This is a genomic window from Lysinibacillus telephonicus, assembly GCF_039654155.1.
GTDB lineage: Bacteria > Bacillota > Bacilli > Bacillales_A > Planococcaceae > Ureibacillus > Ureibacillus telephonicus.
In genome coordinates, this window is the sequence record NZ_CP155468.1 from 2,527,074 (window position 1) to 2,542,514 (window position 15,441).

Consider the following 15,441-nt stretch of genomic DNA (forward strand, 5'->3'; position numbering starts at 1 on the left):
AAACCACAAGAGAAAGAGGATATGACGTAATTTGCCACATCCTCTTATACATGGAATATTACAATTCACTATTTCAACTCACTATGAGCTGTATCAACTACACCTTTAAAATTTGTAAACGGCTCAATTTCCTGACCTTCTTTAGGGTTTACTAGATGGAATAAAAATTCGATATTGCCTTCTCCACCTGTAATTGGTGAATAGGATGCATCTTTTACGACAAACCCAATATCAGTAGCCATTTTCGCCGTTTCTTCGAGTACCTCAAGATGTATTTTTGGATCTCTAACAATCCCTTTTTTCCCTACATTTTCCTTGCCGGCTTCAAATTGTGGCTTCACTAATGCCATGACATCTCCACCAGGTATTAAAATTGTTTTTAATACAGGCAAAATAAGCGATAACGAAATAAAGGAGACATCGATTGTAGCAAATTCAGGCAAGCCGGCAGTGAAATCTTCAGGCTTTGAATATCTGAAATTTGTTTTTTCCATTACTGTTACACGTTCGTCCGAGCGAATTTTCCATGCAAGTTGATTGGAGCCTACATCAAGTGCATAACAATGTTTTGCACCATTTTGCAGCGCACAATCAGTAAAGCCTCCTGTTGAAGATCCGATATCCAGCATTAGCTTTCCTTCCACTGACATATCAAATACTTCTAAAGCCTTTTCAAGTTTTAATCCACCGCGGCTTACGTATTTAAGTTGTGAGCCTTTTACTTGTAGAGGGGCATCAACAGGGATTTTCTCCCCAGCCTTATCGATGCGCGTTTCATTTGAAAAAACAAGTCCAGCCATGATGGAACGCTTAGCTTTTTCACGAGTTTCACACAACCCTCTCTCTACAAGTAAAATATCCACTCTTTCCTTTATTTGTTTTGTCATACCATCTTAGTTCCTATTGTTTTGTTACTCTTTAGCATCTGTTCAATACGGGCAACCGTTTCATCTTTTGTAATATGAACTTCCTCTAAAAGTAAATCCACACTACCCTGTTCAACGAATTGGTCCGGAATTCCGATGCGGTCAATTTCGATATCACGATAGTCATTATCCGTTGCAAATTCAAGAACAGCACTGCCAAAACCGCCTTGCAATACACCTTCTTCAATCGTTAAGATAGGCATCTTTTTGGACATTAAATCATGCAGCATAGCCTCATCAAGTGGTTTTATAAAACGGGCATTTACTACTTTTACATTTATGCCCTTCTCAGAAAGCTCCTCTGCAGCCTCTAATGCCATTGGAATCGTTGTGCCAAATGTTAGAATAGCTGCATCTTGCCCTTCTCGTAAAACTTCCCAAGAACCAATCGGAATCGTTTTCATTTCTTCATCCATTGGGACGCCGTATCCGTTTCCGCGAGGGTAGCGTAAAGCGATTGGACCGTCATTATATTCAATTGCTGTTTTGACCATATGCTGACCTTCATTTTCATCTTTAGGCATCATTAAAACAATATTTGGAATATGTCTCAAGAAGGCAATATCAAAAACCCCTTGATGTGTTTCCCCATCAGCTCCAACAAGCCCAGCACGATCTATTCCAATAAAAACATTTAAATTTTGCCGTGCTATATCATGCAAAACCTGGTCATACGCTCTTTGTAAAAACGTAGAATAAATTGCTAAGAAAGGTTTCATTCCTTGCGTTGCAATTCCAGCAGCCATTGTTGTAGCATGTTGTTCAGCAATGCCCACATCAAAGAAGCGGTTTGGAAATTCTCTTTGAATTCCTTCCATTTTTGATCCAACAGGCATAGCTGGTGTAATAGCAACTATTCGCTGATCATCCCTCATCAATTTACGAACAGATTCTGAAACTAAGCTGCTCCATGCTGGTCCTTTGGCATTTGATTTAACAAATGCGCCTGTTTCCATTTTATATGGACCTGTACCATGCCATGTTCCAACTGTATCTTCCTCCGCTGGTTTATACCCTTTTCCTTTTTTTGTAATGACGTGAACAATGACAGGACCCTTCACTTTTTTAGCATATTCTAATGTTTTATCTAATGCTTCAAAATCATGGCCATCAATTGGTCCTAAATATTTAAAGCCCATTTCTTCAAAAAATACGCCGGAGACAACTAGGTATTTTAAGCTATCTTTTACTCGTTCCGCTGTACTTGCAACTTTACCACCAAGGACAGGAATTTTTTTCATTAGTGACTCTAGCTCTTCTTTTGCTTTTGAATACTCCTTCGCTGTACGAAGTCGACCAAGAATATTGTGAAGAGCTCCGACATTAGGCGCGATTGACATTTCATTGTCATTTAAAATGACGATCATATTTGTTTTTTCATGTCCAATATGGTTAAGTGCCTCAAGTGCCATTCCACCTGTTAAAGCACCATCACCAATAATTGGTACAACGTAATTATTTTCTTTTTTAATATCACGTGCAATGGCCATCCCCATCGCAGCAGATAGAGATGTTGAACTATGGCCAGTTTCCCACTCGTCATGCTCACTTTCACTACGCTTTGGGAAACCGCTAAGTCCTTTATATTGACGCAATGAATCAAACTGACTTGCACGCCCAGTTAAAATTTTATGAACATATGCTTGATGGCCAACATCCCATAAAAATTTATCTTTTGGACTATTAAATGCTTTGTGTAAAGCAATTGTCAATTCTACGACACCTAAATTTGGACCGATATGTCCCCCCGTTATTGAACATTTTTCAATAAGAAAAGAGCGAATCTCTCTTGCTAGAGATTCTAACTCCATTTTATTCATTTTTTTCAAAAAGGATGGACTAGTGATTTTGGTTAAATCCATCTCTCACACACCTTTTCATGTAATTATTCAAACATAGCTTTTTACCATTATAACAGTGAAAACTCTTATTCAAAAGTTTTTATATTATCAATTTCGCCTTGGCTAACCAGCTTCCGGATTTCGAACTCGTATTTAGGTCAGCAAGATGTTGGTCACTCAGATGTTGCTACAAAAATTATGTTGTAACAAAAGTTCACTTATTTCTTTCTAAATGAAAATAAAATTAATTATGCCGATGCACTATATATTGAGCAAAGTCTTTTAAAATTGATGTATCTTTATCAATGCTATCTAGTGCAGTTAGCGCTAATTGATAATGTTCATCAAGCTTTTTCCTTGCTCCTTCAAGAGTTAATAATGCTGGGTACGTACTTTTTTGGCTAGCAACATCCTTGCCAGCAGTTTTGCCAAGCTCCTCAGAAGTACCAACAATATCAAGAATATCGTCTTGAATTTGGAATGCAAGTCCAATGTGATGTGCATATTCAACTAATGCCTCACGTTCTTTAGCAGTTGCACCTGATAAAACAGCCCCTGCTTCAATGCTAAAGCGTAAAATAGCACCTGTTTTATTAATATGAACATGCTCAAGTTCTGGTAAATTCAATGAACGCTTTTCACCATCGATATCTAACACCTGTCCACCAACCATACCTTCTGCACCGGCTGCAATACTTAATAAATTAATTAATTCTATTCGATTTTCTGCTGAAACGTTGTCCATTCTTGCCAGAACACCAAAACTTAACGTATTTAATGCATCCCCTGCAAGTGTCGCCAACGCTTCACCGTACACTTTATGATTCGTAGGTTTGCCGCGTCTTAAATCATCATTATCCATACTTGGCAGATCGTCATGAATAAGTGAATATGTATGAATCATCTCGACTGCAGACCCAACAGTATATGCTTCATGTTGTTTATTATGGAACAAATGACAAACTGCTACTACAAAAAGTGGACGAATTCTTTTGCCGCCCGCTTTTAATGAATATAACATTGATTCTTTTAATTGGTTGGGTGCTTGAATTTTTTCTACTAAAGAATATAGCTCACTTTCGATAATTGGTAAATTGTCAGTAATAAACTGGTTTAAATTATTTGTCATAACTAATCCACTCCGTTTGTAGGATCAAATGGCTGCTTTTCTCCATTTTCGTTCACAATTGATATTAACTGTTTTTCAGCACTTTGTAATTTTTCATGGCAAAAATGAGATAATTCCATCCCTTTTTTATATAAATCAATCGCTTCTTCTAAAGGTACATCACCTTGTTCTAGCTTGCGGACTATTTCTTCTAGTTCAGTCATGGCATCTGCAAATGATTGTTTATTTTCCATCCATTACTCCCCTCCTTCATTGTCCTTCGTATTCATAATTTTCGCTTGAGCTTGGCCATCGTGGAAATGAATTGAAATTTCCTCACCTTCTGTTACTTGCGAAATGGACTTGATGACTTTCCCATCTTTATATGCAACACTATATCCCCTTGTCATAATCGCCAGTGGGTTCAGTGCCTGCAATGTTCTAATGATTGAATGATGGGCATCCTTTTTCTTCTCTAATATAGTATAAATGGAACGAGTTAATAAGTTGATAGATTGTTCTAATTGTTTATCATAATACTGAATTGTTTGCTTTGGTGAATGTCGTTTTATTGCAGCATCTAATTTTTGCAATTCATTTTGTTTTTTCATTAAGTACATTTGGGATGAGCGCCCTAATTGCATATCCAGCTGAATTAATTTTTCAGTAAATGGTCGGTAAATTCGTTCGGGTGTTGCTAATGGATATGCATTTTGAAGCTTCTTTAATCTACTACGTTCAAAAGTTAACTTTGCAGTTATAATTTGATGAAGCTGTGATTTACTCGTCAATACTCGTTGATACAACTCCTGCTGATTAGGAACTGCTAATTCGGCGGCTGCTGTTGGTGTTGCTGCACGTAAATCTGCAACAAAATCTGCAATTGTAGTATCTGTTTCATGTCCAACTGCACTTATAATAGGAATTCTACTTTCAAATATAGCTCTAGCCACAATTTCTTCGTTGAATGCCCATAAATCTTCTATCGATCCGCCTCCGCGTCCTACAATTAGGACGTCACAAAGCTGTTGTTTGTTCGCTAAACGAAGATTTTCAACTATATTAGGCGCAGCATTTTCTCCTTGTACAATCGTTGGGTATACAATAATTTCGGCTAATGGATAGCGCCTTGAAATTGTAATGCAAATATCTCGAATGGCAGCTCCAGTAGTGGCCGTTAAGACACCAACTGTTTTTGGGAAATTTGGAATTGGTTGTTTAAAGTTTGGATTAAATAATCCTTCTTGCTGTAATCGTTCTTTTAATTGATTAAAAGCAACATATAAACCACCAACACCATCAGGCTCCATCGTTTGAACATAAAGCTGATAAATACCTGATGCTTCATAAACATTTACTTCACCGCGGATATAGACCATCATGCCTTCTTCTGGCTTAAATTTAAGTTTGCTCGCTTGAGTTCGAAACATGGCAGCAGTAATACGGGCCGAATCATCCTTTAAAGTAAAGTAAATGTGCCCTGAACTATGTATTTTCACATTTGAAAGCTCACCTTTTACATATACCTCACGTAAATGGGGATCTGCATCAAATTTTCGTTTTATATATTTCGTTAATGCTTTAACTGTTAAATACGAAGATGTCATGAGCACGACTCCTTCAATTGAATTTAGAATTAATATGTATGATTTCTTTTAAGGATTGCGATTTCGTTCCAATATAAAAGCTGTTTCTCATCAGAAAAACAGCTTCTGTCTTTTTTATTTTACATGTTTTTAGGTTATTTGTCCTGTAATAATGTATTTTCCGCTGATTGAACTGTGTTATAAAGCAACATTGTAATTGTCATCGGACCAACACCACCAGGAACCGGCGTAATATGTGAGGCAATCGGTTCAACCTCTGCAAAATTCACATCACCGATTAACTTATTATTTTCATCACGATTGATCCCTACATCTATTACAACAGCTCCAGGTTTCACGTGTTCTTTTGTAATAAAGTTAGGACGCCCTACAGCTGCAACTATAATATCTGCTTGTTTTGTAATGGATGGCAAATCAGGTGTTTTAGAATGTGTATATGTAACAGTCGCATCTTTTTGAAGTAAAAGTTGTCCCATTGGCTTACCAACAATGTGGCTGCGCCCAACTACTACTGCATGCTTGCCGGCAACATCAATTCCTGAATATTCAAGTAATTTCATAACACCAAATGGAGTACATGGCAGATATGTATCTTGACCTAACATCATTTTCCCAACACTTACTGGAGAAAATCCATCTACATCCTTTTCAGGTGAAATCGTAGCGATTACTTTATCTTCATCAATATGTTTTGGCAAAGGCAATTGTACTAAAATACCGTGAATATCATTGCGATTATTTAAAGAACGAATTTGTTCAAGAAGTTCTTGTTCTGAAACTTCCTGTGGCAGTTTAACTAGTTCAGAGAAAATGCCAATTGCTTCACATGATTTTTGTTTATTTCTTACATATGTTTGAGACGCTGGATTGTCTCCTACTAAAATCACAGCTAGGCCTGGCGTAACACCTTTTTCTTTTAATTGTGCTACTCGTTCGGCTACGGATTTTCGAATTTCTTGACCAATTTCTTTTCCGTTAATAATGCTACTTGCCATTTCGTTACTCCCTTTCTTACGACTATTGTTGTGTGAATTTTGATAAAACACCATTTACAAATTTGCTCGATTTTTCATCGCCAAATGTTTTACTTAGCTCAATCGCTTCATTTAACACGACACGGCTAGGGGTATCTTGCATATATTGTAGCTCGTATATTGCAATACGCAGTACTGTTCTTTCTATTTTTGGCAGTCGTCCCAGTGACCAATTATCCAAGTTTTTTTCTAATGCTGCATCAATTTCCTGTTGCTTCTCAGTAACACCGTGAACTAACTGCTCAAAGAATGGATCGGATTCATCTTCGTTTAATACGTGGCCAATCGCTTCTTGTAATGTTAGATCTGTGTTATCTAACTGAAACAGTACTTGCACCGCTTTTTCTCGTGCGTCATGTCGTTTCATGTATAAATCTCCTTCTTTAATAACATTAAGTCTTATAATAACATATTTTAGCTATTCTTACACCGCTTCAAACAATTCAAGTGAAAATTTGAATGAAGAAGCTTTATAAATCAATTATTACCATATTGACTAATGTTTTAGTATTTCATTATGATGGTTATGGAAACGAGGTGGTAATTTTGTGGAAATGGATTGTGTTTTATTCAATGGCATTTATTCTTGGCATATTAATTGCAATGTTTCAATGGCCATTTTGGATTGCAATCGCTGTTTTAATATTTGCATCATTCATAATGATAGGTGATGTATTGTTTACTTTATATGGTACAACGAATATAAATAGAGTTGAGAAATTTATAATAAAAAAGAAAAAAGAGCCAATCTATGCATTTATATATTCACAAGGATTTGGAAAAAAAGAAGATCAGATCATAGCAATAGACGCTATTTTAAAGAAATATAAACAGCAACATATTGCTCACTACTATCGTTGTATTCAAGAATATTTAAAGGATAACCTTGAGCTCGCACTGGACGAAGCAAATAAAATTGGCAAGGAGCCTTTAATGGGTTATAGCAAGGCGCTTGTGCTCGCTAAAATGGGAAAAGAAAATGAAGCACTTTCAAATACTCCTTCGAAACCTTGGATGCAAGAGGCTATTCGTGCTGCTATAGCTATCAGTAAAAATGACGCTGATGCATTTGAGAAACATGCAAATAATGCGATTCATTCAACTAGAGGAATTCAACGTTTAAGCATCATTTATTCTTTTAATCAAATGCGTAAGTGAAGGTAATGAATCACATGTAGCTGCGAGGATAAAGGTACAACAGCATGTTCAAATGAATAAATAGAATATGCTCTTTTTCCCGCATACGAATAAAATGTTACTTAAACACTTGTACTGCCATTACAGTTTTTACCACATGTTATTAAGATTGTCTCTAGTTGTTTTATCAATCATCGGTTCAAATTTATGTTCAAGATCCCAGTATTTAGCTTTTGATTTTTACAAAAAAGGCATTTTCCATATCCCCCTATAGGGCTTACTTCTTTAAATATAATTAAATATTTTACTGTGCAGCCCAATTTTGAATATTAGCAAAAACGGTCTTCGTTATTCGTGTCCCGCGATTTAAATTATTCTTATGTTCTGCAGTGTGTATTGCTCTTGCAATGTTTTCACCTGGTATATACACTGGTGATCCGCTTTGACCTCTACTTGTATCTGCATCATAATAAACTGCTCTTGAATTTAACGGGGGTAATTTAATTGTTCCAGAATGATACCATTGTGTATATAATGGTTTATTTGCATCGAGATCATCTCTATCAGCCGGATATCCCGTAACCCTTGCGAATTCCCCACCAAAATTTGAATTAGTAGCTACTCCATAACCGAAAGTACCAATAGTTGAGGGAAAGGTTCCAGATATATTAATAACAGCATAATCGTAATTTCTATCTGAATATTCCGTCCAACCTGTTACAGAATAAAGATTTTCTGATTCAAATGCACCATACGGGAAATTGTTTGAGCCATTAGCACCAGGTCTAACTGTTATCCCAGTTGCCCATCCACCATTCCCTTTACTATATACACAATGTCCTGCTGTTAATACTGAATCTCTATCTATTATAAAGCCTGTACATCGAGAAGCTTTACCATCTGGCCACCTAACAAATAAATAGGAAATGGCATTATAAGGGGGAATAGTTGTGTTTGTATTTTGAACTCTTCTATCTTTTGTTGCAATAAGACCATATGGTGAAATTATTTGCTCTTGTTTATTACTCAGAAGCTTCCCTTCATTATCTGAGAAAGTTATTTCATATGTTAATTCATCTTCTAATACCTCATCATTTACTGTTTCATTAAAATCTGATGAAATATTATAAACTTTTGATTCTTTCGGAATAATTGATTTTACTTCAAGGGAATTTTTAGTTATTAAGCTAGTAGTAGGAAGTAATAGGTCTAAATTTTCGTTATTAGAAACTGGTGTATCTTTTTCCAAAGATTCCGCATTACTCTTATTCGAAATAAATAAACTACCTATTATTATTGAAAAACTTAGAAAGAATATAAATCCTTTTTTGTTTAGCATTATTTCTACTCCGTTCTTTCAAATACATAAATATTTCTTCACATATAAATGTAAGTTATATAAATCTTGAAATCTCATTCACTTCCTGCGTGTTGTTTAACATGTTAACTTTGAAAAATCATCCGAGATGATGACAGAATTTCTATGAAATACATTCACCTTTAAATGGAGGTACATACCAAATAATCAGGTTTAAAACTCGTAAATACAGTTCTTCATCCTCTTTATAAAAAGGTTCCTTGTATATTTTATTCTATTTTTTCTACGGTTATAGTAATAACTTGGCCTGGAGCACTTTCCATAACTTCGCCATTATATCCAACTTCTATCTTATCACCAATACTAAATGTTTCATTAGTGTTTTCAGGAATATCTATAGACACAGTGCCAGATAATTTCGTTCCTGTTGATTCTTCAACATTAACAAGCGCACCATTACTAGATAATTCTTCAATTGTCCCGATAAATGTAGCTTTCACTTCTTTATCGCCGCTTCCTGATTTACAAGCAACTAATAAGCAACACAATAACACTATAATCACTAACTTTGGATTAAATAGTGATTTTGTAACCTTAACTATCCCCATCAATTTACCTCCGTTTTTTTATTTCATAAAGGCAGGCTTTTAAAATAACTTTTAAGTTTTTTCTTCATATATAATTACTCCTATAATAAATTTCCCTCTATTAATTTCAGACTAGTTTAATAGTACATCATGTTTATTGTATAATTAAGGTCATTTTTCATAATGTGCAAAAGTTCAGTACTAAATTCCTTTTATTCCTTTAACTGCTAGCGATATAAATAGTAAACCTGCATTGACTACACTGGTCGCAATCCTCATATCTGGTACCATGCCGACAACATCAGTCCTGACTTGCAAGAGACGTTAAGGCTGCCAAGAATGGTGTAATCAAAGGAATCTTGCGTATCCAGTGTCTTTCGCAAAACAATATCGTCATAGGCATTGTCCGGAAGTACTCTTTTAAGTGTTTAAAAGAAATCGGGAATATCCATTATAAGATGCCGATAAACCGAATTAGGCGATAGTTCCTCAGCTAATAAGCTATTTACATTCTCTAGAAAAACCACTGTTATACTGCCCTATATTTTTAAATTATCTGTTAAAAAATAACATCATGCAACAAATATCCAACTTAAACTAACGGTGTCAGCCTACAAATAAAATGGACTGGCACTTTATTATTTCTTTTTCATTTATAAAGTCATATGTGTGTAACAACATTCCAAAAAAGTGTACATTATGTAAAATATTGGTTTTTCCTACCAATTTTTGTGTTATAATGACATACAAAATGTAAGAAAAAGTTAATACTAAAAAACATGGCCATTTAACTGAGCCAAAGAATAACATCGAGAGGGACGTGATGGTTTGAAGACTTTACTAATTATTGTAGGAATTATTGCGGCAATTGTAATTTTACTTATCATAGGTTTGATTACAGCAAGCAAACGAATTGAGAAAAAGAATAAAAAATTACGAGAAGAAATGGAAATGGCTAACACTTTGCCGAAGGAGAAACAGCATTTACTTGCCTACGGTGCCAATCTCTCTCTTTACCGCTCTGAGTCGCCACGCATACTTGCAGTGAAGGTAGATTATGAGACTTTGAAGGAAGGGCTTTCTGCATCCTGGGACGTTAGTAATACGGAGGAGGCTGTACAAACCCTGGAATGGCTACTTACGGAAGGGCATCGTACGAGATATGATCAGCTTCTTATAGCGTTAAAAGCTGGCCAAACTTTTACGGAGGATGAAGTTGGGAAATCGCAGGAATGTTATGAAACAGCCCAAGAAGTAATAATGAAAAAGCTTTCCTTTACGACGTCCGATTTTGATCAGATAGACACCATCGCTGCCTGGGATTTTGACCGAGCTGTAAATATTGCAAGATGGAGCTACATACTTGGTTATCTAACTGAAGAACAGGCATGGGGCTATATAGAGAGAGCTGCTGATGCTGCTAGCCAATTGTTCGAATCCTGGAAGGACTATTTTATTTCATTTGCATTTGGCCGAGCCATTGCTTACGAGGGTGACATTTACGATATACTTTGGAATGGACAAAAACTGCTGAATGAAAAGGACTCAATCTGGAATGAATTTAGCATTAAACGATCCAAAACAAAAAGCCAAGTAATTTAGGATTGGACAAGGTCTGAGAGAGTTTGCTGCCCTGCTATACATAAGAGCCACCAACCATTGGGCTAGATTACCTATTCTCACAGACCTCTTGCCCTGTTCTCCCAATTTTTCGCCTTTACTTATGATATTGTTCTCCCACATAATTCCGTTATTTCTTAGGTATCCCTTTCCCATCATTTAAGATAGTCTACCGTTATTTTCGTTTGAACTCTTCTTTATTAGTCTACCTAGTGAGTCAAACTCAGTAAACTTCTGTCTTGTCTTGACGAGTGAATTTGACATCATGCCATTCCTATAAAACTCATAATTCCACGTATCACCATTGTTTTCGACTTTCTCTACTAGATTTCCTTCTTCATCATAGGAGAATTTCGCATCTTTTGTTTCTAGTAGTCTACTGCCTGGGCCGTATACGCGATCTGATTTCTCACGTGTTTCATATAGATTGCCGACATCGTCTACACTTCGGTAAAGGAAATCGAATTGACTGTCTTGGTTGGCCCACACTAGGTTGCTAAATTCGTCGTAACCGTAAGTGACTTTTACTCCGGTTAGTTCGTTGACCATGCTGCGGAGGCGGTGATTGACATCCCAGTTATACACGCGTCTTCGCGTATCACGGTTTTGACTTTTTACTCGATGGTGTGTGGGTCTGCCGGTGATATCATATTGCCATTTACTAATGACATCGCCCGGTAAGATTCTTTCAATCTCCTGACCTAGTTCATTGTACTGCATAGAAGCATTCCACTGGTTTTGATCAGAGTGAGAAGCGGTCATTTGCATGACATTGCCCATTTCATTACGAGCGACTGTAATGTTTGCGCCAAGGCTACTCGTAATTTGAGAACGGTTGCCTAGTTCATCGTAGCTACTTTCAATCCAATGGTCGTTTTGCCACTCTTTGATCACTTGACCGGATACGTCACGCTCGAGCTTGACGGTCACATGGTCGTTTGCCGTCTCTTTTAACAAACCATTTTTGTCATAAGTAAATGTTTCCCATGTATCGTCATAATAATACGCTCGAATGACATTTCCTAGATTGTCATGTTGGTAGGCTGTCCAGCGATTGCCTGGACGTTGAATTCTCTGAACCAAGCCTGCTAGACTTCGTTCATACGTTTTCTCCATCTCATCAAAGCCGATTTCTTTAATGATATTGCCTTTTGCATCCCGTTCAAACCGATACGCTTCGCCTTTTTCGTTGAACACAGCGGTTAACTGCTCTTCTGTATCATAGGCGAATCGGACTTTCTTCCCACCTTGTTCTCGGGATGTAAGGCTACCAAGAATCGTATAATCAAAGGATACTTGGGTATGGTTGTCTTTCGCAAAAACAACATCATCATAGCCATCATACTGCAATTGTACGTCGTTGCCATCTGATAGCTTTGCACGTGTAAGACCATGCAGTACTAATCACTTAATTAGCGTTTTATATACAATGAAGAACAATTCCATTTCTAACGCAAAAAAATATGTAAAGAAAGGGCTTAAAGACTCCTCTTTACATATTTATAAGTTTAACCCTAAATTTAAAAAATACTACTTCTCCATCTATATATTGCACTTAATATCTATAATTAACACTTTCATTAACCCTGTTCTAGCGGAAGATTAAGTAAATAAATATACCTACTACAATTCCTAACTAAAAACATATGTAAAGTAGAGCTTATTTACTTCACATATGTTTTGGAAATAAAATTATAATATTACAAATATCATCCAGTTAATAATACAAAATCGGATGTAGACTACACTATTCAAGTAAATCTTTTGGTGTTATCCCACGGTTATTTGCCTTATTGAGATCTGCTCCATTCTCTAATAAATATCTAATCGTTGGTGTTTCACTACTATTCTCCATTATCGCTCTCCATAATGGAGTATTACCTATGTTATCTACTGCATCAATTTCAGCGCCATTCGATATAAGAACCTTTGCAATATTACATCTGTCATAAATAGCTGCAAAATGTAGTGCGGTTAATCCAAATTTATCTTTAGCATTAACATTACATCCTTTATTTACAAGATAAATAACAATATCGTCCTTTCCTTCAACGATTGCGGACATCAAAAACGTACGGCCATCCCTATCGACACTATCTAAACCATATTTTTGTAAAAAATCATTGATATTTTCTAAGTTTGATTCATTTATTAATTTATACAACTGCGTATCATCGAATTTATTCATCTTCTCTTCTTTCCTCCCCTACACGGTTTACCTGATTTATCCTCATTCTTGTGAGATTGATTTAACACTGGGTCCTCAATGTGGTACAAATCAGGGTTATTCATTCTATCATTAAATTCTTTTTGCGTTAAACCTTCAGCTTCGGCTTTCGCAACTTCACGCCAGTGCTCATGACCTGGTTTATGACCGATATCATACAATCCATCTGCAATACTATAACTTCGTCGTCTTCCACCAGGTATAGGTGTACCCTCATTGCTATCTAAAAAACGGCCATTTTTTATTTTTGCTTTCTTTTCAATTGCCATTCTAGTAGATTTTCTAATATAAGGTCGTCTTAATAAACCAAATACATCAACTTCAAATAATGGATCGCTTACGTACCCATACAACGTAGGATTATTCCCCGCAAGCCCAATCGGGTCAATCTGTGTATAATTCCCCTGTTCTGGGTCATAGTATCGGAATCGGTTATAATACAATCCAATTTCCACATCTTCATACTGTCCCTGATACCTAAATGGAATGAAATCTTTCTCGCCTGTAAATTCTTTCACTCGACCATAAACATCAATCTCGGCTGACCAAATTCTATTCCCCTCATCATCATAAGCTTCGACAGGAGTTCCTAGATAATCACTAATAATGCTATAATGGCCTTCACTTGTGATTTTAGCTGAAGGGACAAAGCCATCATTAAATACCCATGTGACTAGATTAGGTTCAGCCGGATCATTCTGCGAATCAAACTCATGCAGAATCGTATTCCCATCCCACACGAATCTCTTGATTTTTTCGTCAGAACTCTTCTCTATCCGCCTACCCAGAGTGTCATACTTGAAAGTTACTTCCAACTTATCTGGCTTGATGACCCTCGACATCATCCCATTGCCATAATACTCGTACTTCCACGTATCACCATTGGTTTCGACTTTCTCTACTAGATTTCCTTCTTCATCATAGGGAAATTTTGCATCTTTCGTTTCTAGCAATCTGCTTCCAGCACCATAGACGCGATCTGTTTTTTCCCGCGTTTCATACAAATTCCCAACATCGTCCACACTGCGGTATAAGAAATCAAATTGACCACCCTGATTAGACCAGACGAGGTTCCTAAATTCATCGTAACCATAAGTCACTTTTACACCTGTTAACTCGTTAACCATGCTGTGTAATCGGTGATTAACATCCCAATTATAAACGCGTCTTCGTGTATCGCGATTTTGGCTACTTACTCGATGATGTGTTGGTCTACCTGTGATATCATACTGCCATTTACTAATGACATCTCCTGGTAATCATATTCTTCGGTAATAATTGCTAACTTAAAGGACCTTTAATATTCTTTCACCACATTTATTTTGAGTTATTCATTGTATTTCACCATATAAAAAAAACACCCTAAAGTTAGAATTATTGACTCTAACTTTAGGGGTGCGGGACAGTACTAAGTGTCCCTTTTAGTATCACTATCTTTCTACTTCCAATTCAGTATTATAAATCAACAAATTCCGGACTACGTACATTTCCTTCTTTAACTAATAGAACACCTTTAATTTTTTCTTTTCTGCAAGCATCCACGAAAACTTCATCTACAACAATCTCTTCTTTTGATTCTTTCATTCTTACTATATGATATCCATTAAGGGATCCTGGAATAAGAGCAATAAAATTTAAACTAATTGGCCCATCAGGTATGGATTTAACTAGTGGTTCATAGTCTGATCTACTATGATCTAAACAAGGAATTAGATTTAAAACATTCATTACAAAGTATGAATCATTTATTTCTCCGGTTTCTGTAGATTTTATAATTGCAGGAATAAACTCACAATCTGAACCTAATCTTTCTATTAGCCTTTTTAACTTTAAACTTACTAATTTGCCACCGACTGTTGGTAAGATATCATACTGTTCTAGATATGGATCGAACCTATCTACCACGTATAAAAGTTTTTCACTCTGAGAATAAGGTATTCCTTTTTCCAAATCAAATCTATTATACTTGTTTTCATCAGAATAAAAGAAATATACATCTCGTTTGTAAGAAGCTAACAATCTGAAATAACTCATCT

Annotated in this window: 15 protein-coding genes; 2 read left to right on the forward strand and 13 right to left on the reverse strand. The window is 36.2% G+C overall.

Going from position 1 to position 15,441, the window contains the following annotated elements; all coding sequences use genetic code 11:
• Nucleotides 1-68: 68 nt before the first annotated feature.
• From MKY04_RS12045 to nusB, 7 genes are all read right to left on the reverse strand, one after another.
• Nucleotides 69-887 carry a TlyA family RNA methyltransferase gene (locus MKY04_RS12045; RefSeq protein ID WP_126295074.1) on the reverse strand — a complete coding sequence of 273 codons (819 nt, stop codon included), beginning with the start codon at nucleotides 885-887 and terminating at the stop codon, nucleotides 69-71.
• A complete protein-coding gene (gene dxs, locus MKY04_RS12050) occupies nucleotides 884-2,788 on the reverse strand; it encodes a 1-deoxy-D-xylulose-5-phosphate synthase (protein ID WP_126295073.1) in 1,905 nt (634 codons plus the stop codon). Before dxs ends, MKY04_RS12045 begins: the two co-directional genes overlap by 4 nt.
• Before the next feature lie 223 nt (nucleotides 2,789-3,011).
• On the reverse strand, nucleotides 3,012-3,896 hold the full coding sequence (locus tag MKY04_RS12055) for a polyprenyl synthetase family protein (RefSeq protein ID WP_126295071.1): 885 nt from the start codon (nucleotides 3,894-3,896) through the stop codon (nucleotides 3,012-3,014).
• Between the two features lie 2 nt (nucleotides 3,897-3,898).
• Nucleotides 3,899-4,129: an exodeoxyribonuclease VII small subunit gene (locus MKY04_RS12060; RefSeq protein ID WP_126295069.1), complete on the reverse strand. Its 231-nt coding sequence runs from the start codon at nucleotides 4,127-4,129 to the stop codon at nucleotides 3,899-3,901.
• A gap of 3 nt (nucleotides 4,130-4,132) precedes the next feature.
• On the reverse strand, nucleotides 4,133-5,482 hold the full coding sequence (xseA, locus tag MKY04_RS12065; protein ID WP_126295068.1) for an exodeoxyribonuclease VII large subunit: 1,350 nt from the start codon (nucleotides 5,480-5,482) through the stop codon (nucleotides 4,133-4,135).
• Nucleotides 5,483-5,616: 134 nt separating this feature from the next.
• The gene (gene folD, locus MKY04_RS12070; protein WP_126295066.1) at nucleotides 5,617-6,477 is read right to left on the reverse strand and encodes a bifunctional methylenetetrahydrofolate dehydrogenase/methenyltetrahydrofolate cyclohydrolase FolD; all 861 of its coding nucleotides are present in this window, start codon (nucleotides 6,475-6,477) and stop codon (nucleotides 5,617-5,619) included.
• Between the two features lie 22 nt (nucleotides 6,478-6,499).
• On the reverse strand, nucleotides 6,500-6,883 hold the full coding sequence (gene nusB / locus MKY04_RS12075; protein ID WP_126295064.1) for a transcription antitermination factor NusB: 384 nt from the start codon (nucleotides 6,881-6,883) through the stop codon (nucleotides 6,500-6,502).
• A gap of 92 nt (nucleotides 6,884-6,975) precedes the next feature.
• Here nusB and MKY04_RS12080 point away from each other — a divergent pair, with 92 nt between their 5' ends.
• On the forward strand, nucleotides 6,976-7,674 hold the full coding sequence (locus MKY04_RS12080; RefSeq protein ID WP_346234449.1) for a hypothetical protein: 699 nt from the start codon (nucleotides 6,976-6,978) through the stop codon (nucleotides 7,672-7,674).
• 283 nt (nucleotides 7,675-7,957) lie between these two features.
• On the opposite strand, the gene MKY04_RS12085 is transcribed toward MKY04_RS12080, so the two are convergent.
• Together MKY04_RS12085 and MKY04_RS12090 are read right to left on the reverse strand one after the other, a co-directional pair.
• Complete coding sequence (locus tag MKY04_RS12085) at nucleotides 7,958-8,992, reverse strand: trypsin-like serine peptidase (RefSeq protein WP_126295061.1); 1,035 nt, start codon at nucleotides 8,990-8,992, stop codon at nucleotides 7,958-7,960.
• A gap of 248 nt (nucleotides 8,993-9,240) precedes the next feature.
• The gene (locus tag MKY04_RS12090; protein WP_126295059.1) at nucleotides 9,241-9,579 is read right to left on the reverse strand and encodes a DUF3221 domain-containing protein; all 339 of its coding nucleotides are present in this window, start codon (nucleotides 9,577-9,579) and stop codon (nucleotides 9,241-9,243) included.
• 807 nt (nucleotides 9,580-10,386) lie between these two features.
• Here MKY04_RS12090 and MKY04_RS12095 point away from each other — a divergent pair.
• A complete protein-coding gene (locus MKY04_RS12095) occupies nucleotides 10,387-11,160 on the forward strand; it encodes a DUF1266 domain-containing protein (RefSeq protein WP_126295057.1) in 774 nt (257 codons plus the stop codon).
• 177 nt (nucleotides 11,161-11,337) lie between these two features.
• Here the strand turns inward: MKY04_RS12095 and MKY04_RS12100 are convergent, their stop codons facing one another.
• From MKY04_RS12100 to MKY04_RS12115, 4 genes are all read right to left on the reverse strand, one after another.
• Nucleotides 11,338-12,528 carry an RHS repeat domain-containing protein gene (locus tag MKY04_RS12100; protein WP_185807759.1) on the reverse strand — a complete coding sequence of 397 codons (1,191 nt, stop codon included), beginning with the start codon at nucleotides 12,526-12,528 and terminating at the stop codon, nucleotides 11,338-11,340.
• A 397-nt stretch (nucleotides 12,529-12,925) separates the two neighbouring features.
• Nucleotides 12,926-13,366, reverse strand: a complete 441-nt coding sequence (locus tag MKY04_RS12105; RefSeq protein WP_126295053.1) for an ankyrin repeat domain-containing protein — start codon at nucleotides 13,364-13,366, stop codon at nucleotides 12,926-12,928.
• A complete protein-coding gene (locus MKY04_RS12110; protein WP_346234450.1) occupies nucleotides 13,363-14,505 on the reverse strand; it encodes a GH-E family nuclease in 1,143 nt (380 codons plus the stop codon). The genes MKY04_RS12105 and MKY04_RS12110 overlap by 4 nt, the downstream gene beginning before the upstream one ends.
• A gap of 355 nt (nucleotides 14,506-14,860) precedes the next feature.
• The gene (locus MKY04_RS12115; RefSeq protein ID WP_148103519.1) at nucleotides 14,861-15,439 is read right to left on the reverse strand and encodes an imm11 family protein; all 579 of its coding nucleotides are present in this window, start codon (nucleotides 15,437-15,439) and stop codon (nucleotides 14,861-14,863) included.
• Between the last annotated feature and the right edge of the window lie 2 nt (nucleotides 15,440-15,441).

Excerpts from the sequence above, each read along its gene's own strand:
- MKY04_RS12045 (WP_126295074.1), bottom strand. The coding sequence starts at position 887 with ATGACAAAACAAATAAAGGAAAGAGTGGATATTTTACTTGTAGAGAGA.
- MKY04_RS12080 (WP_346234449.1), top strand. The coding sequence starts at position 6,976 with ATGAAGAAGCTTTATAAATCAATTATTACCATATTGACTAATGTTTTA.
- MKY04_RS12055 (WP_126295071.1), bottom strand. The coding sequence starts at position 3,896 with ATGACAAATAATTTAAACCAGTTTATTACTGACAATTTACCAATTATC.
- xseA (WP_126295068.1), bottom strand. The coding sequence starts at position 5,482 with ATGACATCTTCGTATTTAACAGTTAAAGCATTAACGAAATATATAAAA.
- MKY04_RS12060 (WP_126295069.1), bottom strand. The coding sequence starts at position 4,129 with ATGGAAAATAAACAATCATTTGCAGATGCCATGACTGAACTAGAAGAA.
- MKY04_RS12115 (WP_148103519.1), bottom strand. The coding sequence starts at position 15,439 with ATGAGTTATTTCAGATTGTTAGCTTCTTACAAACGAGATGTATATTTC.
- nusB (WP_126295064.1), bottom strand. The coding sequence starts at position 6,883 with ATGAAACGACATGACGCACGAGAAAAAGCGGTGCAAGTACTGTTTCAG.
- MKY04_RS12090 (WP_126295059.1), bottom strand. The coding sequence starts at position 9,579 with ATGGGGATAGTTAAGGTTACAAAATCACTATTTAATCCAAAGTTAGTG.
- folD (WP_126295066.1), bottom strand. The coding sequence starts at position 6,477 with ATGGCAAGTAGCATTATTAACGGAAAAGAAATTGGTCAAGAAATTCGA.
- dxs (WP_126295073.1), bottom strand. The coding sequence starts at position 2,788 with ATGGATTTAACCAAAATCACTAGTCCATCCTTTTTGAAAAAAATGAAT.
- MKY04_RS12105 (WP_126295053.1), bottom strand. The coding sequence starts at position 13,366 with ATGAATAAATTCGATGATACGCAGTTGTATAAATTAATAAATGAATCA.
- MKY04_RS12085 (WP_126295061.1), bottom strand. The coding sequence starts at position 8,992 with ATGCTAAACAAAAAAGGATTTATATTCTTTCTAAGTTTTTCAATAATA.